This window comes from Nocardia sp. NPDC055165 (assembly GCF_053606985.1).
Window position 1 is genome coordinate 1 of the sequence record NZ_JBSGSS010000010.1, and the last position, 24,969, is coordinate 24,969.

A 24,969-nucleotide genomic window follows, 5' to 3' on the forward strand; every position below is an offset into this window, starting at 1 on the left:
GGCGCCGCGGAATCGCTCCTTCGTCGCATCTCCGCGGCGCCTAACCGGCGGCCCGGCCGCGGACCGGCCACTTCGTGGCCGCCGCTCCCTAGGGGTCGCGGGGGCGGGGTTGGGAGTGCGGTCATGGCGGACCCGGGGTGCACGGTGTGGCTGGTGGTGTGGCGGACTTTGGGTGGAGGGCGTGGCTGGGGTGCGGTAGCGGGTCAGAGGCACGAGGCGGGTGTGGCTGTTTTTAGTGCGGTAGGCGCCTGGTTGGGGGCTGTGCGGAGGTGGTGGGGGTTGGGTGGCGGGGGTGACCCGCTGATCACGTGCGGACAGGGGTAACTCCGCAGCCACCTCCCAGCCGATACGCACATGACGTAAGGCCGAGGGCTGACGGTCGAGCTACCGGACGACACGCTGAAGACTCGGGGAAGGCGGCCCAGGCAGCCGAAAAGGCCGGTAGCGGGAGTGCTACCGGCCTTTTCGGGGCTGCTCTGTGCCTACATGGTGGTGATCAGTTGGTGCGGACCGACAGACCGGGGTTGTCCGAGAGGACGACGGTCAGGGGCTGGGCGAACAGCTGGGGGGTGTCGCCGGTGATGGCACCGATGATGTTCGGGATCTCGCAGATCGGGAAATCCGCGACCGAGGAGGCGCTGGAGATGCCGAGGGCCAGGCGGCCGGTGACGATGGCGCCGCCGGAGTCGCCGGGGAGGGCGCAGATGTTGGCCGAGAAGCTCTGGGTGAGCTGGCGGTCGCCGACCTGGACGGTCTGGTCGACACCGTTGATCACGCCGCAGCTGAAGCCGGTGCGGGCACCGGACTTGCAGACGGGGGCGCCGACCACGGGGGTGGCCACGCCGTCGACGGGGATGGGGGCCTGGCCGGGGATGCGGACCAGGTTGTTCTCGAAGCGGGCGCGCGCGTTGTCGTTGACGCGGATGATCGAGTAGTCCTGCTCGCCGAGCACCGACTTCTGGAAGGTGCCGAGCTGGGCGCCCGCGCGGTCGCCGTTGACCTCGTACACGGCGGCGGCGTTGCCGGTGCCCGCCGACTCGATGTCGGGGTTGCAGTGGCCCGCCGAGATGTTGATGACGTTGCCGGAGCGGTCGGTGCCGTTGAAGCCGAGCGAGCAGCGCAGCGAGCTGCGGCCGATCACCGAGGCGTAGCCGTCGCCGCCTGCCAGCGCACCGTTGCCGTCACCGGCGACGGGGGTGGCGGTCAGGTCGACGCGCTCGCCCGCCACCGGCGGTGCGGTGACGATGACGCGGGAGGGGTCGATGAAGCTGGGCAGCGGGAGCCCGGCCTGCTGCACGCGGACCGCGATCGAGTTGTTCACGGTGTCGACGACGACGCCACGCACCAGCGCGGAGATCTCCGGCGGTGCGGCGGCGAGCCAGTTCTCGAAGGCGGTCTTCTCGCCGCGCAGGGTGGACTCGCTCTTGGCGACGTTGCGGACCTCGAAACCGGCCGACTGCGCGGCTTCCCGGGCCTGGTCGGCGCCGGGGCCGTGCGACAGCGCGATGACGGCGTTGCCCTGGTCGCTCAGCCAGGAACCGGCGAAGACCTGCGGGAACTGACGCTGCGCGGTGGTGGAGAACGCGGCGACCTGCTGCGCGACGTCGGCGCGGCGCAGGTATTCGTCGGGGGAGATCTTCAGATCCCGGGTGACCGCCTCGATGAGCTGGGCGGGCAGATCTGCGCGCGCGGGCTGCGCGTCGGCAACCGCCATCGTGGGGCCGAACAGCAGAAACGCCGCCGAAGCGGCGATTATCGATTTCCGAGCTCTTCTCGAGCTTCGCGCGGACGGGGTACGACCCATACGTGGCAGGAGCATGATCGGAACTATATGGGCTCGAGCGACTTATGCCTACTCGGACCGGGCAAGAGATTTCGCTCACCCGGTCCGGTCGGTGATTTGTCCCCGCTCAGCCCGCGTTGGGCTTGGTGCGCACCATGATTCCGGTGCCGAGGCCGCCGCCCGATGTGGCCTCGATGTCGGCCAGGATGGGCCGGATCGGGACGCCGAGCGACGCGGTGCCGCCGTAGGGGGCGAGCTGGGTGTTGGCCTCGGTGCAGTTGGGCGCACCGGAGGCGTTCGAGCCGCTGGTGATGCCGAGGGCGAGCGTGCCGGACACGATGGCGCCGCCGCTGTCGCCGCCGAGGGTGCAGGCGGTGCTGGCGAAGCCGCGGATCGTCTTGCTGACGCCCGCCTCGGTGAACAGCTGGGTCTCCACGTGATCGGCCGAGACGAACCCACAGGTGAAGGTGGAGGACTGGCCGGTCTTGCAGACCGGTGCGCCGGTGACGGGTTCGGCGGTGCCGGTGATCGTCAGGGTGGTGCCCTCGGCGCCGCGCACGCGAGGCTGGTCCATGCCCGCGTTCACCGCGCGCTCGTTGAGCTTGATCACCGAGTAGTCCAGCGAGGCGGGGCCGCCGAGTACCGCGCGGGCGAAGGTGCCGACTTCGGGACTGTTGGGGATGTCGCGCACGTTCGGGACGTAGACCGAGGCCGTGCCGCCGTTGTCGACGTTCGGGTTGCAGTGGCCGGCGGAGATATTGAGCGCGTTGCCCGCGGCGTCGGTGCTGTTGAACCCGAACGAGCAGACGTCCACGCCGCGCAGGTCGGCGTCGTGCAGGTCCTTCTTCGCGGTGATGTAGGTGTCGCCGCCCATCGGCTTGTACTCCACCGGGCCGCCGCCGCCGGGCGAGAGCACCACCTTGATGGTGGCGATCAGGGTGGGCAGGTTGAGCATGTGGCCGGTGCCGGTGTTGGCCACGTTGAGCACGAGCTGACTGTTGAGCACGTCGATCGCGATCGAGCTGATCGGCGCGGAGATCGCGGGCGGCAGGCTGGCGACCCACTGACTCAGTTGCACCAGCGCGCCTTCCAGCCCGCCGGCCGAGATCGGCGCGAGGTGGGTCTGGTAGCCGGCGGCGGTGACGAGCTTGCCCGCCTCGGCATCGGTGGTGGCGACGACGGCCTTGCCCTCGGGCGTGAGCCAGGCGCCGGCGAAGGTGTCGGGGTTCGCGGCACGGAAGTCGGTCGCGTAGTCGCGCAACTGCTGGGCGCGCGCGGCACGATCGAGGTACTCGGTGGGGGTCATCCCGAGGTCACGCGACAGTGCGGTCACCAATTCACCGGGTAACGCATCGGCCGAAAGTTGTAGTGGCGCAGCAGGTTCCGATGACGCGATGCCGGATCCGAGCAGGGGTGCGAGAAGAACAGTCGCGGCGAACCCGGCGGAGGCTGCCTTGACCGCGGCGCGACGCGCCACCAACTTGCGCATGAAATCCCTTCGTCGACAACCAGTGACCGAGAACACCGCCGGCGGCGATCATGTCGGTCAGCGCATCACTCTAGGGCACGCTCGCCCAGCTGGCGCGGTTACCGTCCGGCTGCTGGATTCAGCGCTGCCCCGGGATGGTCAGGGGCGCGGGGAGATAGCCCGGCGGGTAGGTCCCGAAGGGCGACCGGGGCTTGGTGGTGGTGGGGCTCGGTGGGGTCGTCGGCGGGGTGGTGGTCGGCTCCGGGGTGGTCGTCGGCGGCGCCTCGGTGGTCGGCGGCTCCGGTTCGTCGGTCGTGGTGACCGGCGGGGGCGTGGTCGACTCGACGACCGGCGGCGGAGGCGGCGCGGGCGCCGAGGTGGGCGACAGCGTTTCCGGGCTGGCATCGGAAATCGTCGGCGGTGCGACGGTTTCGGAATCGCGGATCAGGACCGAGACCGCGACCCCGCCGAGCAGCAGGCCGATGAGCGCGGCGGCGGCGATCAGCAGCGGGGTCTTGTTGCGCGCGGGTTCGCGGGCGGGCACCACCGCGGGCTCCGCGATCGGGGCGGGCGCGATCGGCGCCATCGCCTTCGTCGGCAGCGGTGAGACCGGCAGCGCCGCCGAGTATGCCTGCGCGGTCACCGCGGGCGGCGGCAGCGCGGGCATCACATCGGTGGCGATCGTGGCGTTCTCGGTGACGATCGGGTCGGGCGGGGTCGCGCCGGCCGGGGTTGCCAGCACCGCGACCAGCGCCGCCTGGGCGGCGGCGTTGGCGAAGGTCTTACCGGGATCGGCGCCGTTCGCGGGCTGGGGCAGCTCGTCCTCGCCGAGCAGGGCCACCGACTTCAAGCCCAGATAGTCCAAAGCCTCGCGTACGCCGCGCACGACCTCGGTCGACCAGGCCGCGGGGTGGGTGGCGTAGAACTCGGCCGGGCCGCTGAGGTGCTCGGTGGTGAGATCGATCAGGCAGAACATCGCCGTCGCGAGGAGGTCTTCGGCACGGTAGGCCTCGCCGCCGTCGACATCGACACCGGCCGGATCCCCGATCGCGCGCACGAAACCGGCGATCGAGTGGGCATGCCCGGTGGGAGCTGGTCCGCCGAGGGCGGCGTCACCGTCGTCGGACATGTGCAGAACCGAAGCACGCTCGATCACCTGAACCGTGCCGTCCTCGGTGACCACCGCGGCGATGCATTCGTCATCGGCGATACGCAGGCCGACCCCAGTGGCCATCGGCGGAACACCCCTCACTTCGGCGTCGACATCGTCCGCGCGAGTCACACCAGCAATCGGCCGTGTCCCATCGCGCGCAGCATTGACAGTAATTCCGATCGTGAGCGCGCGCCTAGTCGACGTCGGATCCGCGCGACGTGATGCTCTACGGTCTTCGCGGAAATGTACAGCCTCGCGCCGATCTCGCGATAGGTCAGACCGAGCAGGACCAGCTCGGCCACCTCGCGTTCCCGGTCGCTCAGTGCGCCGGACTCGCCGGTCAGGGGCGTGGGACCGGCTGCGGGCGGCTGTGGTTGTGTGGTCGGTCGCAGCGGCTCGACCGGCTGGGCTTGCGTGCGCACCGAACGCGCGAGCTTGAGCAAGGCGGTGGCGGTGGTCGAGTCGCTCGCCGCGAGGGCTGCCTCGCTGGCCAGGCGGGCGGCGTCCCAGGTGAGCCCGAGCTCGGCCAGTGCCGAGACCGCGGCCTCCACATCGGCCGCCGCCACCTGCCCCCGCAGCACGAGCACCCAGGTGCGCCCGGCGTCGGCCAGCACGGTGGCCTGCCGGTCACCCGCTTCCGCCGCCGTCTTCAGCGCGTGGGCGTGGGGCAGCAGCGCTCGGGGCGACTCGTCGGCCAGCGCGGCCTGCACGCCGTACCAGTGAAAGGAATTGGTCCAGGCGGGTGCGCGGCCCACTTTGCGGACCAGCACCCTGGCGGCATCGACGAGCGGTTCGATCCGGCGCGCGTCGCCAAGGCGGATACCGGCCAGCCACAGTTCGCCGATCGGCAACAGGCTCAACAGGTCGGCTTCCAGCTCGTCGAACAGTGGGCAGGCCGCGTGCCACGCGCGAGCCAGGGCGGCGTGATCGCCGCCGCGCCGGGCCAGTCCCACGGTCAGGGCGTGGGCGAGGAGTTGATCGCGGGGCGCGAGGGCGGGGATGTCGATCTCGGCGAGAGTGCTCGCGGCACGGCGTTCGTCGCCGCCGAGCAGTGCGGTCCACGCCGTCAGCACCGGAAGTTGCCGGCCACCACCCATGCCCGCCGCCCGGCGCAGCGCGTCACCGGCGCGACGGGGCTCGCCGCTGCCGAGGCAGAGCAGCGTGGCGATCGAGACCGCCGAGCAGGGCAGATAGCGATCGTCGCCGGTGTCGGTGTTGCCCGCCTGGATCAGGGCGGAAATCGCCGCGGCCGTTCCGGTTCCGTGCGGGTCGAGCGATTCGTCGAGCGCGCCCGCGATCAGCCGAGCGCCCGCGTCGGCCTCGGTCGGCGGCCAGTGCTGTGCTGCTTCGGACATGCGCGCGGCGCCGGCCTGTTCACCGGCCAGGGTGAGGACCATCGCCGCGGGCGCCCAGTCGGCGCCGATGCGGTCGGGTCCGAGCCAGTTGTACAGGGCGGCCGCACGGCTCACCAGTCCTCGGCGGATGAGAACGCTCGCGCAGATGCGCACCGCGGCGACGAGGTCGGCGCGTGCGACGTTCTCGGCGGTCAGCAGCGGTTCGGCCAGGCGTAGCGCGGTGTCGGTGTCACCCGCGTGCGCGGCGGCCTCGGCCCAGCGCAGCGCGATCGACTCCATTGCCGCGCCTGCCGCGGCCGCCGCCGCGTAGCAGCGGGTCGCCTCGTCGGATTTCTCGGCTGTGCGACAGAGGAACTCGGCGAGCCGGGCATCGACGACGCCGGACTCGGCCAGGATCAGTGCGGTGCGGTCGCGGAGCAGACCCGCGTCGAGGCGCGCGGTGAGCAGCCTGCGCTGCACATCGACATAGCGACGATCGCCGAGCAACGTCCGCAGCGGACCGACGGCGGGCGCGAGGAGCAGGTCGGCATCGGTGACCAGGGCGCCCGACCTGGCCCGGTCGATCAGGTCGTGGGCGGTGGCGGTGTCGACACCGAGCACCTCGGTGAGTTCTGTCGCGTCCAGTCCGGTTCCGGTCGCCGCGATGACCAGCGTTTCGAGCAACTCGGGTTCGACCGCTTCCAGCAGCGTCCGCGTCCAGACGGTGACGGCTTCGTCGACCGCTGCCTCACAGGTTTCCAGCGACGCGGCGTGGGCGCCCTTCAACGCCGCGACGACACCGCCGGGAATGCCCGCCGTGAGCTGATGGATACGCGCCGCGAGCGGCTGGGACACGGCCACGCCGAGTTCCCTGGCGAACGAGGTGATGTGGGCACTTCCCAGTGCTCGCAGATCCACCGTGCGGCCGTTGCGTGCCACCGCGTCGGCCAGCGCGCGCAGCTGGGGATCGTGTGGCCGAGGCTGGGTGGTCAGCACCACCGAGCGTTGCCCGGTTTCGATGGCCTCGCAGAGTGCGCGAAGCTCGGCGTCGCTGTAGCTGTGGATATTGTCGGCGACGAGCACTGCCCGGTCGGGAACCCCGTTCTCGACATCGTCGGCGGCGGATTCGACCACCGGTATGCCGCGGCGACGCAGGCGTGCGCGAACGGCGTCGAGCAGGAAAGTCTTTCCGGTCCCGGCCCGGCCTCGGATCAAGAGCAGCACCGTCTGCTGGTCGGCGTTGTCGAGATCGCGGAAAATGGTTCGGGCATTCGGGAAGGTGTCGTGGGCGATCTCAGCCACCATTTCCTCCGAGGACCTTGCCGGGCAGTTGCGTACCCGATTCGAGGGTTTCGCCGACCGCGCCGCCCACGTCGTCGAGCAGGCCGCCGGGGTCGACCTTGATGGTGGGGACCTGCGGCCGGGTCGGTGCGGGAGCGGGCGCCGGGGCGGGTGCTGGTGCGGGGGCAGGCGCCGGCGCCGGAGCCGGGGCGGGCGCGGGGGACTGCCCTGCGGGCGGCGCCTGGGCCGGTTGCTGCTCGGTGGGGCCTGGCTGGCCCGCTGTCGCCGGTGTTCCGTCGGCGGGTGCTCCACCGGTGGGTGCTGCGGCGGGTGCCGGAGTTCCCGCCGCGGGCGTGCCGCCAGGAACCCCGGCGTCGGTCGTACCGACCGGGATCGCGCCCGATGGCGCTGGTGTGCCGACCGCGCCCGGCTTGGCCGGGTCGGTGACCACGGAGTTCGTGGCATTCGCCGTGCCGGCCGCACCGCCCGTGCCGGTCGCCGCGGGGGCGCCGGGGGCCGATGGGGCCACGGTGGTCTCGGCGGGTCCGGTGGGTGAGAACTGGGTGGCGCCACCGAGGGCGAGGGTGCCGGTGGCGAGCGCGGCCATGGTCAAGGCCGCCGCCGCGACGATCGCCGAGCGTTTGGCCGTGAACATCTTGGTCCGTACCGGCTCGGACGGTGGCAGTGCGAGTCCCTCGGCAACCGGTGCCGCAGCAGCCGATGCCGGTGCTACCGGCACGACCGGGATGGCCTCGGTGGGCACGCTGATCGCGGCGACATCGAGGGCGATCTCGGCCGCGCCGCGTGCCGTGCAGGTCGCCGGGTCGGCGCAGGCGATCACCGGCACGCCGAATTCGGTCGAGATCAGCTCGGCGACCAGGGGAATCGCGCCACCGCCACCGGTGAGCAGCACCCGGCCGACATCACCGAGGGTGAGTTCGGCGCGGCGCACCGCGTCCTGGAGCAGGCTCATCGAGTCGAGCAGGATCGGGCGCAGCAGATCTTCGAGTTCGCCCCGGGTCAGCCGGACCTGTTCGGTGTGGATCGCGGGGTTGAGCATGCCGACCGGAATCGCCGTCGCGGTAATTCTGGAGAGTTCTTCTTTCGCAATTCTGCAGCGTTCTCGCAATGCCGACAATTCTTCTTCGACAACGGGATCGAATGGATCTATGTCGTTTCCGTTCAGAACATTTGCCAGCACATAGCGCATGGTCAGTAGATCGAATTCGGAACCGGCGATCGCGGTGCTGTGCACCGGGGTGCCGAGCAGTCCGGCCTGCTCGCCGGTGCGCAGGACCGACACGGTCGAACCGCTCGCGCCGAGGTCGTACACGACCAGCGCGCCGTCTTCGAGCTGTCCGTGCTCGATCTCGTATCGGCGCACCGCGGCCAGCGGCTCGGGCACCAGCGTCACTTCGGGCAGGCCGGCGCGGGCCAGCGCGGACCTGGCGGCCTCGACGGTGTGCTCCGGCCACCATGCCGGGTAGCACGCGACGGTGGTGGGCACCTCGGTGGCGACACCGGAGAGTTCGGCGATCAGCGCACGGGTCGCGGCGGCGACCAAATCGGCTGCGTCGTGGGTGGAACCGTCCTCGGCCAGCAGATCCACCGGATCGCCGACCCTGGACACGTAGTCGTCGACGACAACCCCGCGATGGTGGCGCATGGTGTCGGCGAAGCTCACCGATCCGTCGGCGCCGAGCATCAGTGCGCTGCGATGAGTGCGAACGGTGGCACCGGTCCCGTCGGCTGTCGTGGCCGCGGCGGCCGAATTCGCCGCTCCGACAGTGATGCCGAGCGCCAGACGCTCTGTCATTGGACAACCCCGTTCGCAGGACTTCCGGTGGGCCGGTAAACGCTTGTGTACAGCGAGATCGCCGATGGCAGCGTCCCACTCGATCTGTCGGTTGCTAGGGGACAGCTGTTACCTGCGATGGGGCAAGTACGGGGAAATTCCCCTAATCGGTGGTCGGCCCCTAATGGGGTACGCCCGGCGGGACTAGGTATTCGCCCCGTTACCTGTAACGACGGGCCCGCCTAGCGTGAAAGACATTCCAACGACAAACAGATCGGGCATCACCGCCCATGATCTGGAGGAGCTGATCTCGATGACACCGAACGCGATTCTGGAGTTCATCCTCAATCTGCTGCGCGACCCCGAGGCCGCGGCAGGCTACTGCGCCAACCCGTGCCTCGCGCTGGCTGAGGCTGGCCTCGTGGTGACCCCGGAGGACATTTCCGCCGTCGCCCCCATGGTGGCGGAATCCGCGCTGGTCAGCGGCGGCTCCCAGTTGCAGGCGATCGTAGCCGCCGGCGCCGCGGCGAGCACGAGCGCGGCCCTGGCAGGCACGGCCACCGCTGCGGCCGCCGTCACCGCGGCCGCGGCGGCGGATGCCGAACTCGACCTCGGTCTCGACGCCGGCCTCGGCGCTGTGGCCTCGGTCGTCGCCGGCGCCGCCGCTCAGGTAGGCGCCGGCCTCGATGTGGCACTCGACGCCGTCACCGGCGCGAACGTCGATGTGAACGCCGGCCTCGGCGCCGACCTGGCCGCCGGTGTGACCGGCGCCCTCGGCGCGGGCCTCGGCCTGAACGGCGCGATCGACAGCGCCCTCGACCTCGGCGCGAACCTCGGCGGTGCGCTGAACGGTGCGGTGGGTGTTGGTGGTGATCTTGCTGCTGGTCTGGGTGGTGCGCTGAACGGTGCGGCCGGTGTTGGTGGTGACTTGGCTGCTGGTCTGGGTGGTGCTGTGAACGGTGCGGTGGGTGTTGGTGGTGATCTTGCTGCTGGTCTTGGCGGTGCGCTGAACGGTGCGGTGGGTGTTGGTGGTGACCTTGCTGCTGGTCTCGGTGGTGCGCTGAACGGCGCGGTTGGTGCCGGTGTGGATCTCGGTGCGGGTCTCGACACCACGTTGTCCGGTGGAATCGGTGCCGGTCTCGATGGTGCCCTGTCGGGTGCGGTCGGCGCGGGGACCGACCTCGCCGCGGGTCTTGGCGGCAGCCTGGCCGGCTCGGTCGGCGCGGGTGCTGGTCTCGGTGGGGCGCTCACGGGCGCGGCTGGTGTTGGTGGTGACTTGGCTGCTGGTCTGGGTGGTGCTGTGAACGGCGCGGTTGGTTCCGGCGCGGATCTTGGTGCGGGTCTCGACACCACGCTGAACGGTGGAATCGGTGCCGGTCTCGACGGTGCCCTGTCGGGTGCGGTGGGCGCGGGGACGGATCTTGCCGCGGGTCTCGGGGGCAGCCTGGCCGGCTCGGTCGGCGCGGGGACGGACCTTGCCGCGGGTCTTGGCGGCAGCCTGGCCGGCTCGGTCGGTGCGGGTGCTGGTCTCGGTGAGGCGCTCACGGGTGCGGTCGGCGCGGGGGCCGAACTCGAGACCGGGCTGGATGCTGCGCTGGGCGGTGCCGCCGGTGCGGGTGTGGGTCTGGGCGGTGCGCTCACGGGTGCGGCAGGCGCAGGCGCGGATCTCGCCGCTGGTCTAGACGGCGCGGTGGGTACCGGAGTCGGTCTCGGTGGCGAGCTGACCGGTGCGGCCGGTGCCGGTCTGGGTGGCGCGTTGTCGAGTGCGGTCGGTGCGGGCGCTGGTCTCGGCGGGGCGTTGGCCGTGGGCGGCGATATCGCCGCCGACTTGGATGGTGCGGTCGATGTCGCCGCTGGTCTCGGCGGTGGTCTCGATGCCGGTCTGAGCGGTGCGACCACCGCCGCGGGAGGACTCGGTGCCGGCGTCGGCGGTGGTCTCGGTGCCGCAGCCAACGCGGGCACGCAGGCTGCCGGTGGGCTCGGCGCCGCAGCCAACGTGGGGGCACAGGCCGCCGGCGGGCTGGGCGCGGCCGCCACCACGTCGGCGATCACTGGTCTCGACGGCGTGGTCGGCGCGGGCGCGGACCTGGGCACCGGTCTCGAAACCGGGTTGGGCGGCGCAGTGTCGGCGGGTACGGATCTGACCGGTGGCTTCACGGGTGGGGCAGGGTTCGGGGTCGACGAACTGCTCACCGGCGGCGGCTCCGGACAGATCACGACCGGAGTGGAATCAGCGCTGTCCACCACGTCGGGCATCGGGCTGACCACGGGTCTGCACGGCGGCCTCGAGACCGCGACGACTGTCGGCACCGACGTGACCGGTTCGCTCGCCTCGGGTGCGCAGGCAGGAGTGAACGGCGCAGTCGATCTGGCCGGTGGCGCCCACGCGGGCCTCAACGGTGTGGCCGACGCAGGCGCCGGCCTCGCGGGTTCCGCCGTCGGCGGTGCCCAGACCGGGTTGACCGGTGCCGTGGAGACCGGCCTGACAGGTTCCGCGATCGGCGGCGCCGAAACGGGAACCGGTCTCGAGACCGGCCTCGGCGGCCTCGGCGATGCGGGACTGTCGGGCGCGATCACCGGCGGCACCCAGGTGACCGGCGGCTTCACCTCCGCCGTCGACGGCGCGGCGCAGGGCGGCACCGCGGCGGTCGGCGGCCTCTCCGGCGAGACCACGTCGACCTCGACCACCCAGATCGACGCTTCCGGCACCACTCATGGCGCGGTCACCACCGCGGCCGACACCTGGTCCGGCGTCGACGTATCGAGCGCGTTCGGTTCGGGCCTGCACGGTTCCAGCCTCGGTGGTGCCGAGACGTCGCTGTTCGGTGAATCGAGCACCGTCACCGACAGCGGTGCCGACGTGCACACCGACGGACTGTTCCACTGAGCGAAACGGGCGAAGGCATGACTGTTCTCGCACCGAACGTGGTGCCGCTGACGACGGTGTTGTCCGACACCGTCGCGGCGGCCCACGCCGCGGGCCGTGACGACCTGGTCGGGCGTCTGGAGAAGGTGGCCGTGCGGGTGCGCGACCCGCGGCACCGGATCGTCGTCACCGGTCAGCTCGGTCAGGGCAAGAGCAGGTTCGTGAACGCACTGCTCGGGTTGGATGTGTGCCGGGTCGGCGACGACGCGACCACCGTGTTGCCCCTGCAGCTGTCCTACGGTGCGCAGCAGCGGGCGTACCTGGTGCTCACCGCGCCGGGTACCGACGAATCGCGGGTCGAGATCCCGTTCGACGAGATCGGAACCGTCGATACCCGCACGCCACTGGCGCAGGGCAGACAGGTCGTGCGGATCGAAGCCGAGCTGCCCAGTCAGCTGCTGGCCGACGGCATCGTCCTGATCGATACCCCTGGCGTCGGCGGCCACGGAAGTGCCGGCACCGCGGGCGTGCTCAGCCTGGCCGCGGCCGCCGACGCCGTGCTTGTGCTCTCGGATGCCTCCACCGAGCTCACCGAACCCGAACTCACCTTCGTCCGGCAGATCCGCGAAATGTGTCCCGTGGTCGCCGTTCTGCTCACCAAGACCGACCTCTACCCGCACTGGCGGCAGGTGCTGGAGGCCGACCGAGCCCATCTGACTCGCGCGGAAACCGATGTCGCCCTGATCCCGGTATCGGCGCTGCTGCGTGCGCACGCCCTGCGCTTGCAGGACGCGCAGCTGGGCCTGGAGTCCGGTTTCGGCGTGCTGTTCGGTTTCCTGCGCGATCGGGTCGTCGCCCGTGATCAGGCGGTCACGCGGCAGGCCGTGGCTCGGGAATTGCATTCGGCCGCAGAGCATCTGGCGCTGGCGCTGGGCAGCGAGCTGGTGGCGCTGCGCGATCCGGCCGGTGGCGCGGCAGCGGTCAACGAGTTGCAGTCGGCGCGTGCGGCCGCCGAGGAGTTGCAGCGGCGCACCGCGAGCTGGCAGCAGACCCTCACCGATGGCATCACCGACCTCGTGGGCGACGTCGATCACGACCTGCGCGATCGTCTGCGCGGTATCGCCCGCACGGGCCAGGAGTGGATCGACGAGAACGACCCGGGCAGGCATTGGGGCGCGATCACGGAATGGCTGACCGGCTCCGTCGATACCGCCCTCGGCGACAACCTTCTGCTGACCCACCGCCGAGCCGAGCTGCTCGCCGAACGGATCGCGGGCCATTTCGCCGAGGTCGGCGCGGTCGATCTGCCGGAGGTGCACTCCGGGATGGACGACGAGAGCGGCCTGGCCAGTTCGGGTTCCCTGGCCGATCTCGAGCCGGATATCGGCTTCACGAGCAAGGTGCTGGTCGGTATGCGCGGCTCCTACGGCGGCGTGCTGATGATCGGGCTCGCCACGACCTTCGCCGGCCTGGCCATGCTGAACCCGATCTCGCTCGGCGCGGGCCTGATCGTGGGCGGCAAGGCCTATCGCGACGACAAGTCGGCCCGGCTGGCGCGCCGCCGCGTCGAGGCCAACGGTGAGGTGCGCCGGTTCCTCGACGACGTGGCGTTCCAGGCAGCCAAGGACACCAAGGACCGGCTGCACCGCATCCACCGTGCGCTGCGCGACCACTTCGCCGGGGTGGCCGAGCGCAGCCTGCGGTCGATCGACGCTTCCCTGCGGGCCGCACAGGAGGCGGCGGCGATGGCCGCCACACACCGCGCCGAGCGCACCGTCGTGCTGGAACGCCAACTGCACGCGGTGGCCGAGTTGCGCCGCTACGCGGAATCGATGCAGATCGAACTGAGACGGGCCGACGGTACGGTATCTGGGTGACCCACCGTTTCGACACCGCCGCGCCCGGCGACCGGACCACATCGAGGATCCTGGCCGAAGCGCACGAGCTGATCGGCGCGGCGGCGCGGGCGTTCGGCCGCGACGAGTACGTGCGCGCGCTGCTGGCCGACTGCGAATACCGCTTGCGTGAGCCGCTGCGGGTCGCGCTGGCCGGTTCGATCAAGGCGGGCAAGTCGACGTTGCTGAACGCGCTGGTGGGCCAGGCCGTCGCCCCGACCGACGCCACCGAGTGCACCCGCGTCGTCACCTGGTACCGCGACGCCGCTACCCCCACGGTCACCGCGCACGCGGTCGACGGCTCGCGCGCGAATGTGATCGTGCGGCGCGGCAGCGGCGCGCACGGACTGACCTTCGACCTGAACGGTCTGAGCTGGGATGCGCGCGGTCCCCGGGCGGTGGACCATCTCGAGGTCGGGTGGCCGTCGGCCGCGTTGTCGCAGACCACGATCATCGACACCCCTGGCACGTCGTCGCTGTCGCGTGAGGTGTCGCTGCGCACCGCACGACTGCTCACTCCCGCCGATGTCGAGGATGATTCGCGGGCCGCGCCGCTGTCGGTGTCCGGCGCCGACGCCGTTGTCTATCTGTTGCGCCGTCTCGATGCCGCCGACGTGCGTTTTCTCGAGCAGATCGGTGCGGGCGCCGGTGGTTCGGGGCCGCTCGGTGTGATCGGGGTGGTGTCGCGCGCCGACGAGATCGGCTCCGGTCGCATCGACGCGCTGCATTCGGCCCGCGATGTCGCCGCCCGGTTCGCCGACGAGCTGGAGCGAACCGGCCTGTGCCAGGCGGTGATTCCGGTGGCCGGGCTGCTCGCGTTCGCCGCGGCGACCCTGCGACAGCCGGAGTTCGCGGCGTTCGAGGCGCTGTCCACGGTGCCCGCGGAGGATCTCGGGATCGCGTTGCTCTCGGCGGATCGATTCGCTCGCGCCGATGTCGCGCTGCCGGTCGATCCGGAACTGCGTGCGCAGCTGGTCGATCGCTTCGGCCTGTTCGGAATTCGCATGGCCACCATGCTGATTCGGCTCGGCGCCCGCGATTCTTCCGCGCTGGCGGCGGAATTGGCGGCTCGCAGCGGCATCGAGGAACTGCGCTCGGTCTTGGAGGTCCAATTCGGCCAGCGCGCTGAGGAATTGAAGGCGCATTCGGCGCTGAGCACGCTGGACCGGATCCTGGCCGCCTACCCCGGTACCGAAGCCGATCGCCTGCGGCCGCGCGTGCGTGCTCGGCTCGCCGATGTGCACGGTTTCACCGAACTCCGGCTGCTCGGGCGCCTGCGCACCGACGAATTGCCGTTGCCGCCACCGGTACTCGCCGACCTGTACCGCATGCTGGGCGGCGCCGGCGTGGCGGCGCATCTACGCCTCGGACTGCCCGCGGAGGCCGACTCGAATTCGTTGCGTGCCACGGCGTTCTCCGCCGTCCGCACCTGGCGTGCCCGAGCGGCCCACCCGCTGGCCGACCGATCGACCGCCACTGCCTGCCGCGCCGCGGCCCGCAGCGCCGAGGGAATTCTGGCCGAACTCCCTCAGTCGCGGACCACCTAGCCGGTCAGAGGAAGTAGGCGGTTCCCGAGGAGCTTCCGGTCCCGTACCCCAGGCTCTTCGCGAACTCCCGAATCGCGATCAACGCGTTCCCCACCGGCCCCGGGTCACTGCACGATCCCCCGACCGACGAGAACGTGCACCCGTCATCGGCCACGGCGACGCCGCTGTCGGCCACGGCGCTCCCGGCGGAGGCGACCATCCCCCCGCCGGTCAGGGCGGCGATCACGGCCACCCCGCCGAACGCCCGCTTCCACTGAACCTTGCCCATCGATGCACGCATGCTTCCGAAACTAGTGTCCGGCAAGACTGTTCGCAGCCCTATCGTTGCCCCGAATAATCGGGGCAACGAGCGCTGATCACTCACCCAGTGCCGGCATTACCTCCTCCGCGAGGTACTGCTCGATCCCGCGCCCGGCGCGCTGCGCCTGGATCACGGTGGCGCCGTGCTCCTGAGCCGCAGCCGTCAATTCCTTCCGGGACTCGGCTTCCACCCCACCTCCGATCACCAGCAGGCGAACCTGCTCACGCTCGAGGATCGCGAGCGCCTCCTCGTCGGTGGTCGACCCGAGGACGCGATATCCGAGCCCGCCCACATAGCCGAGCGCGGCATCGACAACTTCGCGCCCGCGCCCGACGGTCAGCAGATCGATTGTGTACATGTGCTTCCACCCTTCATATTTCATACTGTGACGATTTCCGGCTCATCATCGAGCACGCGCTGTTCCAGCTTTGCCTCCTTCGGCAGTGCGAAGAATCCGAGACACACCAGCAGCAGCATCCCGGCGCCGTAGAACAGCGTGTACCGGAACGTCTGAGCGAAGTTCACCGCGTTGGCCTCGGTGCCCGCTTCCGCGAGTACGCGCGAAACCGCCGCGTCGCCAACAGGATTCGACTGACAACTAGGGGGTGTCACGGCCGGGTCCTCTTCCGCCGACCGGTCGTGCACGCATGCCGCGAACCCGGCCACGATCTGATCCTGGAGCTGTACCGGCATTCCTTCGAGGGCCAGCTCGGCCCGGATCTCGGGCGTCACTGCGGCCACCCCGAGATCGGAATCCCGGTCCAGCGCGGTGAAGAACAGCACGCCGACCAACGCGACGCCCAGCGCGGTTCCCAACTGCTGTCCCGTGTTCAGCAGTCCGGAAGCCGACCCCGCCTCCCGTACCGGCACTTGACCGAGCAGCAGGTCCAGCGTCGGCGCCACCACCATCCCGAACCCCGCACCGGTGATCACCAACGGCAGCGCCATCTGCCAGGAAGTGAACTCGCTCCCGTATCGCACACCCATCGCGCCGTAGAGTGCGAACCCCGTCGCATTCACCAGCGCCCCGGCCATCAACACCCGCCGTCCGTACCTGGCGGCCAGCACGCCGACCGAAAGCCCCGCTCCCACCCCGGCGCCCACCGCGAACAGCGCGGAGGTGAGCCCGGCCCGCAGCGGCGACCACCCGAGTCCACCCTGCATGAACAACGTCCACACCAGGAAGAACCCACCCATGGCGATCCAGAAGAGCAGCCAGGTCCCCAGCCCGATCGCGAACGGCCGCGACCGGAACAGTCCGAGGTCGACCAGCGGCGAACGCCCCTTCCGCGCAAGGCCGCGCTCGTAGAACAGGAACCCGGCGAACACCGCGAGAGCCGCACCCATCATCACGAAAGTCCATGCGGGCCAGTCGAGTCGACGTCCTTCGGTCAACGGGTAGACCAGCAGCAGTACCGCGGATACCGACAGCGCCATGCCGACCGGGTCGAGCCGGGGCGGTCTGGCCGACTTCGAATCGCTCATCACGAACCATGCCGCGATGAACCCCGCGATGCCGACCGGAATGTTCACCAAGAAGATCGGCCGCCAAGCCAGCCCGAACAGGTCGGCCTGCACCAGCACGCCGCCGAGCGCGAGACCGACCGCCGAGGCCGACCCGCCGACACCGCTGTAGAGGGCAATCGCTTTGGCCCGCTCCTCCTTCGGGAATGTCGTCTGGATGATGGCCAGGATCTGGGGCACCATCAACGCTCCCATCGCACCCTGCGCGAAGCGGGAGCCGATGAGCACGGTGGGATCGGTGGCCAGCCCGCACGCCGCCGATGCGATCGTGAAACCGGCCATGCCGGTGAGGAACACGCGTTTGCGACCGTAGATGTCGCCGAGTCGGCCGCCGGTGATCAGCACCGCGGCGAAGGCGAGAACGTAAGCCGCGATGATCCATTCGAGCTGCGAGTACTCGGCGTGCAGGTCGTTCCGGATGCTCGGCACGGCCACATTGACGATCGTCACGTCGAGTAGATCCATGAAGCCGGCGGCCAGCACCACCGCGAACGCGATCCAGCGCCGCGGATCCGGGGCGGGGGGAGTGGGGGAGGTAGTCACGAGAGTCTCTCTTCGAGTAGGGGACCTCTCAAACTATGCACCTCGAGTGATTATCAATCAATAGGGCAATCATGAATGGTGCGTTAATCGGCGTATCGTAGGGGTGTGACCGACCCGACGCAGCTGTCGACCCACGCCGGATTCCTCCTCGGCCAACTGGGCTTCCATACCGCCTACCGCTTCAGCGATCTACTGGCGCCGCTGGGCATCAAGCCCCGCCACTTCGGCATGCTGAAACTCCTGAGCGCCCACGACGGCCGCACGCAGCAGGAACTCGGCGAGGCGCTGGAGATCCACCGCAATGTCATGGTCGGCCTGGTGGACGACCTGGAGAAACGCAACCTCGTGGAACGCCGCCGTCACCCCAGTGATCGGCGCGCATACGCGCTCCACCTCCTGCCCGCCGCCCATGCCCTCCTGGCCCGAGCCGAGCAGCGGGTAGCCGAGCTGGACGCCGAACTCCTGTCGCCCCTGTCTCCCGAGGACCGCGCGCTCTTCCTCGATCTCCTGCGCCGAACCGCCGAGGGCAACGGCCTTCGTCCCGGCATCCATCCCGGCCTCACCCGATAGCCCGCCGATGGTCTCCGGACCGTCACGATCGCGCATCGGGGGCTGCAGTTGAGCGCACTCGTGGCAAGAATGGCTCGGGGGCAGGGAAATTTTTTCGGGTGGCGGGAATGAATCGCCGCAGCTACTGGTTGTGCTGATCAACAACATGAGCGGACCTGACTCAACTTCGGGTTGACTCACGGTGGATCTCGAAGGCAGGATTGAGCCCACTGCGCTCAGCGTTGCAATAACCGAACGTCAAACAGGAGGAAACCACTATGGCTCGTGCGGTCGGAATCGACCTCGGGACCACGAACTCCGTCGTCGCCGTGCTCGAAGGCGGCGAGCCGGTCGTCGTCGCGAACTCGGAAGGCTCGCGCACCACCCCCTCGATCGTCGCCTTCGCGAAGAACGGCGAGGTTCTCGTCGGTCAGCCCGCGAAGAACCAGGCGGTCACCAACGTCGACCGCACCATCCGCTCGGTCAAGCGCCACATCGGCACCGACTGGAACGTCGAGATCGACGACAAGAAGTACACGCCGCAGGAGATCTCCGCGCGCACGCTGATGAAGCTGAAGCGCGACGCCGAGGCCTACCTGGGCGAGGAGATCACCGACGCCGTGATCACCGTCCCGGCCTACTTCGAAGACGCCCAGCGTCAGGCCACCAAGGAAGCCGGCCAGATCGCCGGTCTCAACGTGCTGCGCATCGTCAACGAGCCCACTGCGGCCGCGCTCGCGTACGGCCTGGACAAGGGTGACAAAGAGCAGACCATCCTGGTCTTCGACCTCGGTGGCGGCACCTTCGACGTCTCGCTGCTGGAAATCGGCGAGGGCGTCGTCGAGGTCCGCGCGACCTCCGGTGACAACCACCTCGGTGGCGACGACTGGGACGAGCGCGTCGTGTCCTGGCTGGTCGACAAGTTCAAGGCGTCCTCGGGCATCGACCTGACCAAGGACAAGATGGCCATGCAGCGTCTGCGCGAGGCTGCCGAGAAGGCCAAGATCGAACTGTCCTCGGGCCAGTCCACCTCGATCAACCTGCCCTACATCACCGTCGACGCGGACAAGAACCCGCTGTTCCTCGACGAGCAGCTCACCCGCTCGGAGTTCCAGAGGATCACCTCTGATCTGCTGGATCGCACCCGCGCGCCGTTCCAGTCCGTGATCAAGGACTCGGGCCTGAACGTGGCCGATATCGACCACGTCGTGCTCGTCGGTGGCTCCACCCGCATGCCCGCCGTCTCCGAGCTGGTCAAGGAACTGACCGGCGGCCGTGAGCCGAACAAGGGCGTGAACCCGGACGAGGTCGTCGCCGTCGGCGCAGCACTGCAGGCCGGCGTGCTCAAGGGCGAGGTCAAGGACGTTCTGCTGCTCGATGTCACCCCGCTGTCGCTGGGCATCGAGACCAAGGGCGGCGTGATGACCAAGCTCATCGAGCGCAACACCACCATCCCCACCAAGCGCTCGGAAACCTTCACCACCGCTGACGACAACCAGCCTTCGGTGCAGATCCAGGTGTTCCAGGGTGAGCGCGAGATCGCCTCGCACAACAAGCTGCTGGGCTCCTTCGAGCTCACCGGCCTGCCCCCGGCCCCGCGCGGCGTGCCGCAGATCGAGGTCACCTTCGACATCGACGCCAACGGCATCGTGCACGTCACCGCGAAGGACAAGGGCACCGGCAAGGAAAACAAGATCAAGATCCAGGACGGCTCCGGTCTGTCCAAGGAAGAGATCGACCGCATGGTCGCCGATGCCGAGGCGCACGCCGCCGACGACAAGGCGCGCCGTGAAGAGGCCGAGACCCGCAACCAGGCCGAGTCGCTGGTGCACCAGACCGAGAAGTTCATCAACGAGCAGAAGCTGAGCGAGGGTGGCGCACAGGTCTCCGCCGATCAGCTGGCGAAGGTGGAAACCGCGGTCGCCGAGGCCAAGTCGGCGCTCGAGGGCACCGACATCTCCGCGGTGAAGTCGGCCGTGGAGAAGCTGGCCACCGAGTCGCAGGCCCTGGGCCAGGCGATCTACGAGGCCAGTGCCGCCGCCGACGCGCAGTCCGGCAACGGCGCGGGCCCCAGCCAGGCCGATGACGATCAGGTCGTCGACGCGGAGGTCGTGGACGAGCCGGTCGACACGGACAAGAAGTGACCGAGGCGAACTCCTCGGAGCAGGAGTTGGTCGAGGAAATCCTGGACGACACTGCGGACGAGAACGCGGAGGCCGCCACGGCGGCCTCCGCCCTCGACGCCGAAGTCGTCGAGCCGGAGCACGACGAGCTGGCCGAGCGCACGGCCGACCTGCAGCGGTTGACCGCGGAATACGCGAACTACCGCCGCCGGGTCGAGCGTGACCGGCAGGCCAACATCGATGCCGCCAAGGCCTCGGTGGTCACCGAATTGCTCGCGGTGCTGGACGATCTGGATCGGGCGAGGGCGCACGGCGACCTCGATTCCGGCCCGCTGAAGTCCGTCGCCGACAAGCTCGAGACCGCGCTCACCAAGCAGGGTCTGGTCGAATTCGGTTCCGCCGGTGACCCGTTCGACCCCACGCTGCACGAGGCAGTGCAGCACGAGGGTTCGGGCGCCGACCCGGTGATCGGCATCGTCATGCGCAAGGGCTATCGGTTCGGCGACCGGGTGCTTCGGCACGCGCTGGTCGGGGTAACCGATGCCGAGGCCGCGGGGGCATCGGATCCGGATGCCGGCGACAGTCAATAAGAACGCGAAAGGAGGAGATGCCCGGTGAGCCAACGGGAGTGGATCGAAAAGGACTTCTACAAGGAGCTGGGTGTCTCCTCCGGCGCCTCGCAGGACGAGATCAAGAAGGCCTACCGCAAGCTCGCCCGCGACCTGCACCCGGACTCCAACCCGGGTGACACCAAGGCCGAGGAGCGGTTCAAGTCCGTGAGCGAAGCCAATGCGGTGCTGTCGGATCCTGCCAAGCGCAAGGAGTACGACGAGACGCGCCGCATGTTCGCGGGCGGCGGCGGTGGCGGACGAGCCTACGGCGGCGGGTTCAATCCCGGTGCCGGCGGCGGCTTCTCGCAGGACTTCAACATCGGTGACATCTTCGGTCAGGCCGGTGGTACCGGCGCCGCGGGCGACGGCGGGCTCGGCGATCTGCTGGGCGGGCTGTTCAACCGGGGTGGCGGCGGTGGCCGGGCGGCGGCTCGTCCGCGCCGCGGCTCCGACGTGGAGACCGAGACGACCCTGGGTTTCCGTGAGGCCGCCCAGGGCGTCACCGTTCCGCTGCGGATGACGAGTCCCTCGCCGTGCACCACCTGTCACGGCAGCGGTGCCAAGCCGGGCACCAGCCCGCGCGTGTGCCCGCACTGCAATGGTGCGGGCGTGGTCAGCCGGAATCAGGGCGCGTTCGGTTTCAGCGAGCCCTGCGACGACTGTCGCGGCACCGGGTCGATCATCGACGACCCGTGCACCGATTGCTCGGGCACCGGTATCCAGAACCGCACCCGCACCATCACCGTCCGGATTCCTCCGGGCGTCAGTGACGGTCAGAAGATCCGGCTGGCCGGTCAGGGCGAGGCGGGTCTGCGCGGTGCGCCTTCGGGCGATCTGTATGTCACCGTGCACGTCAGCCAGGACAAGGTCTTCGGCCGCCAGGGCGACGACCTCACCCTGGTGCTCCCGGTGAGCTACAGCGAATTGGTACTGGGGACAACAGTTTCCGTACCGACGCTGGACGGCCGGGTCGGCGTGAAGGTGCCCCCGGGCACCGCCGACGGGCGTATCCTGCGAGTTCGCGGTCGTGGCGTGCCCAAGCGCGGCGCGGCGGGCGGCGCCGGTGACCTGCTGGTCACGGTGAAGGTCGCGGTGCCGCAATCGCTCGACTCCGACGCCACCGATGCGCTCAAGCGCTATCAGGAGGCGGAGAAGGCCAGTGGCTTCGAACCGCGTGCAGGATGGGCGGGTGCTTGATGATGTCCGATGATCCGAAGTCCGTTTCGGGTGCTACCGCGCGTGCCGAGTTCTTCATGATCTCGGTGGCGGCTCAGCTGGCGGGGATGCACGCGCAGACGTTGCGTACCTACGATCGGCTGGGTTTGGTCACCCCGCAACGGACCTCGGGTGGCGGACGCCGTTATTCGGCCCGCGACGTCGAGGTGCTGCGCGAGGTGCAGCGCCTGTCGCAGGACGAGGGCGTCAATCTCGCCGGCATCAAGCGCATCATCGAGCTCACCAATCAGGTGGAGGCGTTGCAGCAGCGCGTCGAGGAGATGAGCGCGGAGATGGAGCGGTTGCGGGCGGGCTACCGGCCCGATCTGTCGCCGCCCGCGCGCAGTACCGCGCTCGTGGTGTGGCAGCCACGGCATCGGCGCTGAGTCGTCTTCGATTCGACGAGCCTCCGGTTCGCCCATCCGCTGTGGTGGATGCGAGCCGGGGGCTCGTTCGTCTCCGGTCAACCCCCGGCGACCGGCTGGTGACTCTCCAGCAACTCACTTATTCGTGATCTTGCTGATCGGAAGTCGCGTCGCGGCGCGCTGAGGTGGGGATTTATCACCGTGGACGTCCAAAAGTTTGCTGTCCGGATGCTGAATTCGGACCAATCGGAAGGCAATTCGCTCCCGGTTACCAGCCACTCCGGTGCGCCTACCATGCGTGTCATGGCTCGGCGCGCCGGTTTGCCGCATGCGGTCGACGTAGCGGAAGGGTCGCTCTACCAGGGCCATTGGTCACCAATTGCCTGATATTCCTGGTGGTTTCGAGAATCGTGAGCGGCTGTTCACCCGCAATTAACGGGCTTGAGGTATGTTTTCATGAGAAACTACTGGGAACCGCCTGGTATTTCGCGAATTACATGCGTGATGTTTAAGAGTACGATTCCTAAGCTGGCAAACCTCGCCTAGACTTCTCGCATCGGCTGCTGACGAGTGTCCTCCCAGCCCGTCACTCGCCGGCGCGGCTAGCGTTCGATGGCGAAACGAGGTTGTGACACATATGGATTCGCGGACTGTCGCTTTGATCCGTACTACGTTCAAGGCGGTTGCTGCGGAAGAAGGTGGACCCGAGAAGCTGTCGAGGTCGTTCTACTCGATCCTCTTCACGGACTACCCCGGTGTCCGCGACTACTTCCCGGCTGCCATGGATTCCCAGCGCGACCGGCTCGTCACGGCGATCTCCTACGCCCTCGACCGGCTGGAGGAGCCCGACAAGCTGCTGCCGTTCCTGGCCCAGCTCGGTCGCGACCATCGCAAATACGGCGTGCAACCGGCGCACTATGTGGCCGTGGCCAACTCGCTGAAATCCGCCATGCGCTTGTTCGCCGGTGCGGAGATGTGGACCGACGAGGTCGCCAGCGCGTGGGACGAAGGTCTGGCCACCATCAGCGGCGCGATGATCAGCGCCGCCGACAAGGAGACCACCCCGGCTACCTGGACGGGCACCGTCGTCGAACATCGCGAGGTGCTGCGCAATCTCTCGATCGTCCGGGTCCAGCTCGACGTGCCGATGCAGTACGCCGCCGGTCAGTACCTCAGCGTGCAGATCCCCTCGCGGCCACGGATGTGGCGCTATCTCTCACCCGCGAACCCGGCCAATCCCAACGGCGAGATCGAGTTCCACGTTCGCGGCGTGCTCGGCGGGTGGGTCAGCCCCGCCATGGTCGCGCACACCGCCGTCGGTGATCAGTGGGCGCTCGGCTCGCCGCTCGGCGGTCTCGGCGTACCGCGCAACACCAAACGCAAGATGCTGATGGTCGGTTGTGGCACCGGCATCGCCCCCCTGCGCGCGCAGATCATGGCGATGGCCCAGCGCCGGGTCAACCCGAAGGTGCACCTGTTCGTCGGCGGCCACCACCCCTGCGATCTCTACGACCTCCAGGTCCTGAGCCAACTCGCCATCGCCAACAAATGGCTCACCGTCACCCCCGTCACCGAGAGTGACGAAAACCCCTGGTGGTACTACGACTCCGGCGACCCCCAGCCGGATCTACCCGGCCTGGAACCCCGCATGACCGGCCAAATCGGCAAGGTCGTCGCCAGCTACGGCCCCTGGGCAGACCGCGACGTCCAAATCGTCGGCTCCCCCTCGATGGTCCAGACCACCAAGTTCCGCCTGATGGCGGCCGGTACCCAAGCCCAGTCGATCCGCCACGACCCCTTGTTCTGACCCGCGGGCTTGCCGCGAGCCCGTGGTCCTCAGGCGCCTTCGGAGATGATGTTGGCCGGGGGAGTTCCCGCTTCGATCAGACGGTCGACGGTGGTGCGGACCATCGCGGGCGAACCGCAGACCAGGACTTGGTGTTTGGTGAACGGGCCGTGGGCTGCGGCGACGTCAGCGAGGGTGCCGTGGAGCATTTCCTCGAGTCCGAAGCCCACGTCGGAGCGGGTCTGCTCGTGCCATTCATCGCGCACCGCAGGATCTTCCGGGCTTTCGACAACCGGAATGACCGAAAGCCATGGCAATTCGCCCGACAGCAGGAACAACATGTCGTTGGCGTAGAGGTCGCGGGGCGAGCGGCCACCGAAGAACAGATAGGTGCGCGGCGGAGTGTCACGACGGGCCAGGTCCAGGATCTGAGCGCGCATCGGCGCCAGCCCGGTACCGCCGGCGATCATCACCACCTCGACAGCGTCGGGATCGACCGCGAAAACCCCGTGGGGGGCGTTGATTCGCCACTGATCACCGGGTTTGGTGTCGGCGACGATGGAACTCGAACACCACCCGCCGGGCACCGTGCGCACATGGAACTCGAGCTTGCCGTCCAGCGAGGGCGGCAGCGCGGGGGAGAACCGCCGCCGCACCCCCGGATGCTGCGGCACCTCGACCTCCACCGAACCGCCCGCCTCGAACGGCACGAAATCGCCGATCAGCCGGATCACGGCGAGGTCGTGGCGCAGGCGGTGGTGACCGACGACGGTCGCCGTCCAGGCGGGGTCAGGAAAAGCGTTGCTCATCAGCCTCTTTCGCGATGTCGC

The 24,969-nt window shown here is 69.3% G+C and carries 18 protein-coding genes; 9 read left to right on the forward strand and 9 right to left on the reverse strand.

All coding sequences use genetic code 11. The features are described 5' to 3' along the window. Positions 1–496: 496 nt before the first annotated feature. The 5 genes from ACWFRF_RS21000 to ACWFRF_RS21020 all read right to left on the reverse strand — a co-directional run bounded on the left by ACWFRF_RS21000 (position 497) and on the right by ACWFRF_RS21020 (position 8,835). The gene (locus ACWFRF_RS21000; protein WP_449967951.1) at positions 497–1,819 is read right to left on the reverse strand and encodes a S1 family peptidase; all 1,323 of its coding nucleotides are present in this window, start codon (positions 1,817–1,819) and stop codon (positions 497–499) included. 91 nt (positions 1,820–1,910) lie between these two features. Next, positions 1,911–3,272, reverse strand: coding sequence for a S1 family peptidase (locus tag ACWFRF_RS21005; protein ID WP_378995809.1), 1,362 nt, complete (start codon positions 3,270–3,272; stop codon positions 1,911–1,913). 118 nt (positions 3,273–3,390) lie between these two features. Then, the gene (locus ACWFRF_RS21010; RefSeq protein ID WP_449967948.1) at positions 3,391–4,485 is read right to left on the reverse strand and encodes a hypothetical protein; all 1,095 of its coding nucleotides are present in this window, start codon (positions 4,483–4,485) and stop codon (positions 3,391–3,393) included. Between the two features lie 44 nt (positions 4,486–4,529). Further along, the gene (locus ACWFRF_RS21015; RefSeq protein ID WP_452451798.1) at positions 4,530–7,043 is read right to left on the reverse strand and encodes a LuxR C-terminal-related transcriptional regulator; all 2,514 of its coding nucleotides are present in this window, start codon (positions 7,041–7,043) and stop codon (positions 4,530–4,532) included. Further along, positions 7,033–8,835, reverse strand: coding sequence for an Hsp70 family protein (locus ACWFRF_RS21020; RefSeq protein WP_452451799.1), 1,803 nt, complete (start codon positions 8,833–8,835; stop codon positions 7,033–7,035). The genes ACWFRF_RS21015 and ACWFRF_RS21020 overlap by 11 nt, the downstream gene beginning before the upstream one ends. 292 nt (positions 8,836–9,127) lie before the next feature. On the opposite strand from ACWFRF_RS21020, the gene ACWFRF_RS21025 reads away from it, so the two are divergent. Genes ACWFRF_RS21025 through ACWFRF_RS21035 form a run of 3 tightly spaced genes read left to right on the forward strand, consistent with a single transcriptional unit; the run spans position 9,128 to position 15,122 of the window. Next, positions 9,128–11,701 carry an IniB N-terminal domain-containing protein gene (locus ACWFRF_RS21025; RefSeq protein ID WP_452451801.1) on the forward strand — a complete coding sequence of 858 codons (2,574 nt, stop codon included), beginning with the start codon at positions 9,128–9,130 and terminating at the stop codon, positions 11,699–11,701. 17 nt (positions 11,702–11,718) lie between these two features. After that, a complete protein-coding gene (locus ACWFRF_RS21030) occupies positions 11,719–13,557 on the forward strand; it encodes a dynamin family protein (protein WP_452451803.1) in 1,839 nt (612 codons plus the stop codon). Beyond that, a complete protein-coding gene (locus ACWFRF_RS21035) occupies positions 13,554–15,122 on the forward strand; it encodes a dynamin family protein (protein ID WP_452451805.1) in 1,569 nt (522 codons plus the stop codon). The genes ACWFRF_RS21030 and ACWFRF_RS21035 overlap by 4 nt, the downstream gene beginning before the upstream one ends. Before the next feature lie 4 nt (positions 15,123–15,126). Here the strand turns inward: ACWFRF_RS21035 and ACWFRF_RS21040 are convergent, their stop codons facing one another. The 3 genes from ACWFRF_RS21040 to ACWFRF_RS21050 all read right to left on the reverse strand — a co-directional run bounded on the left by ACWFRF_RS21040 (position 15,127) and on the right by ACWFRF_RS21050 (position 17,490). After that, positions 15,127–15,402 carry a hypothetical protein gene (locus ACWFRF_RS21040; RefSeq protein ID WP_378995824.1) on the reverse strand — a complete coding sequence of 92 codons (276 nt, stop codon included), beginning with the start codon at positions 15,400–15,402 and terminating at the stop codon, positions 15,127–15,129. Positions 15,403–15,478: 76 nt separating this feature from the next. Continuing rightward, complete coding sequence (locus tag ACWFRF_RS21045) at positions 15,479–15,781, reverse strand: hypothetical protein (RefSeq protein ID WP_452451807.1); 303 nt, start codon at positions 15,779–15,781, stop codon at positions 15,479–15,481. 20 nt (positions 15,782–15,801) lie between these two features. Next, positions 15,802–17,490 (reverse strand): MFS transporter, encoded by a 1,689-nt coding sequence (locus ACWFRF_RS21050; RefSeq protein ID WP_378995828.1) that lies wholly within the window; start codon positions 17,488–17,490, stop codon positions 15,802–15,804. Between the two features lie 105 nt (positions 17,491–17,595). Here ACWFRF_RS21050 and ACWFRF_RS21055 point away from each other — a divergent pair, with 105 nt between their 5' ends. The 6 genes from ACWFRF_RS21055 (at position 17,596) to ACWFRF_RS21080 (ending at position 24,160) form a co-directional block, all read left to right on the forward strand. Next, a complete protein-coding gene (locus ACWFRF_RS21055) occupies positions 17,596–18,060 on the forward strand; it encodes a MarR family winged helix-turn-helix transcriptional regulator (RefSeq protein ID WP_378995830.1) in 465 nt (154 codons plus the stop codon). Positions 18,061–18,317: 257 nt separating this feature from the next. Then, positions 18,318–20,183, forward strand: coding sequence for a molecular chaperone DnaK (gene dnaK / locus ACWFRF_RS21060; RefSeq protein ID WP_452451810.1), 1,866 nt, complete (start codon positions 18,318–18,320; stop codon positions 20,181–20,183). Beyond that, the gene (gene grpE, locus ACWFRF_RS21065) at positions 20,180–20,752 is read left to right on the forward strand and encodes a nucleotide exchange factor GrpE (protein WP_452451812.1); all 573 of its coding nucleotides are present in this window, start codon (positions 20,180–20,182) and stop codon (positions 20,750–20,752) included. The genes dnaK and grpE overlap by 4 nt, the downstream gene beginning before the upstream one ends. A 24-nt stretch (positions 20,753–20,776) precedes the next feature. After that, complete coding sequence (gene dnaJ / locus ACWFRF_RS21070; protein ID WP_378995836.1) at positions 20,777–21,970, forward strand: molecular chaperone DnaJ; 1,194 nt, start codon at positions 20,777–20,779, stop codon at positions 21,968–21,970. A gap of 2 nt (positions 21,971–21,972) precedes the next feature. After that, positions 21,973–22,374, forward strand: coding sequence for a heat shock protein transcriptional repressor HspR (locus ACWFRF_RS21075; RefSeq protein WP_378633530.1), 402 nt, complete (start codon positions 21,973–21,975; stop codon positions 22,372–22,374). 616 nt (positions 22,375–22,990) lie between these two features. Then, entirely contained in the window at positions 22,991–24,160 is a 1,170-nt protein-coding gene (locus ACWFRF_RS21080; protein WP_378995838.1) for an FAD-binding oxidoreductase, read from the forward strand. Positions 24,161–24,189: 29 nt separating this feature from the next. Here the strand turns inward: ACWFRF_RS21080 and ACWFRF_RS21085 are convergent, their stop codons facing one another. Then, positions 24,190–24,948: an FAD-binding oxidoreductase gene (locus ACWFRF_RS21085; protein WP_378995840.1), complete on the reverse strand. Its 759-nt coding sequence runs from the start codon at positions 24,946–24,948 to the stop codon at positions 24,190–24,192. Between the last annotated feature and the right edge of the window lie 21 nt (positions 24,949–24,969).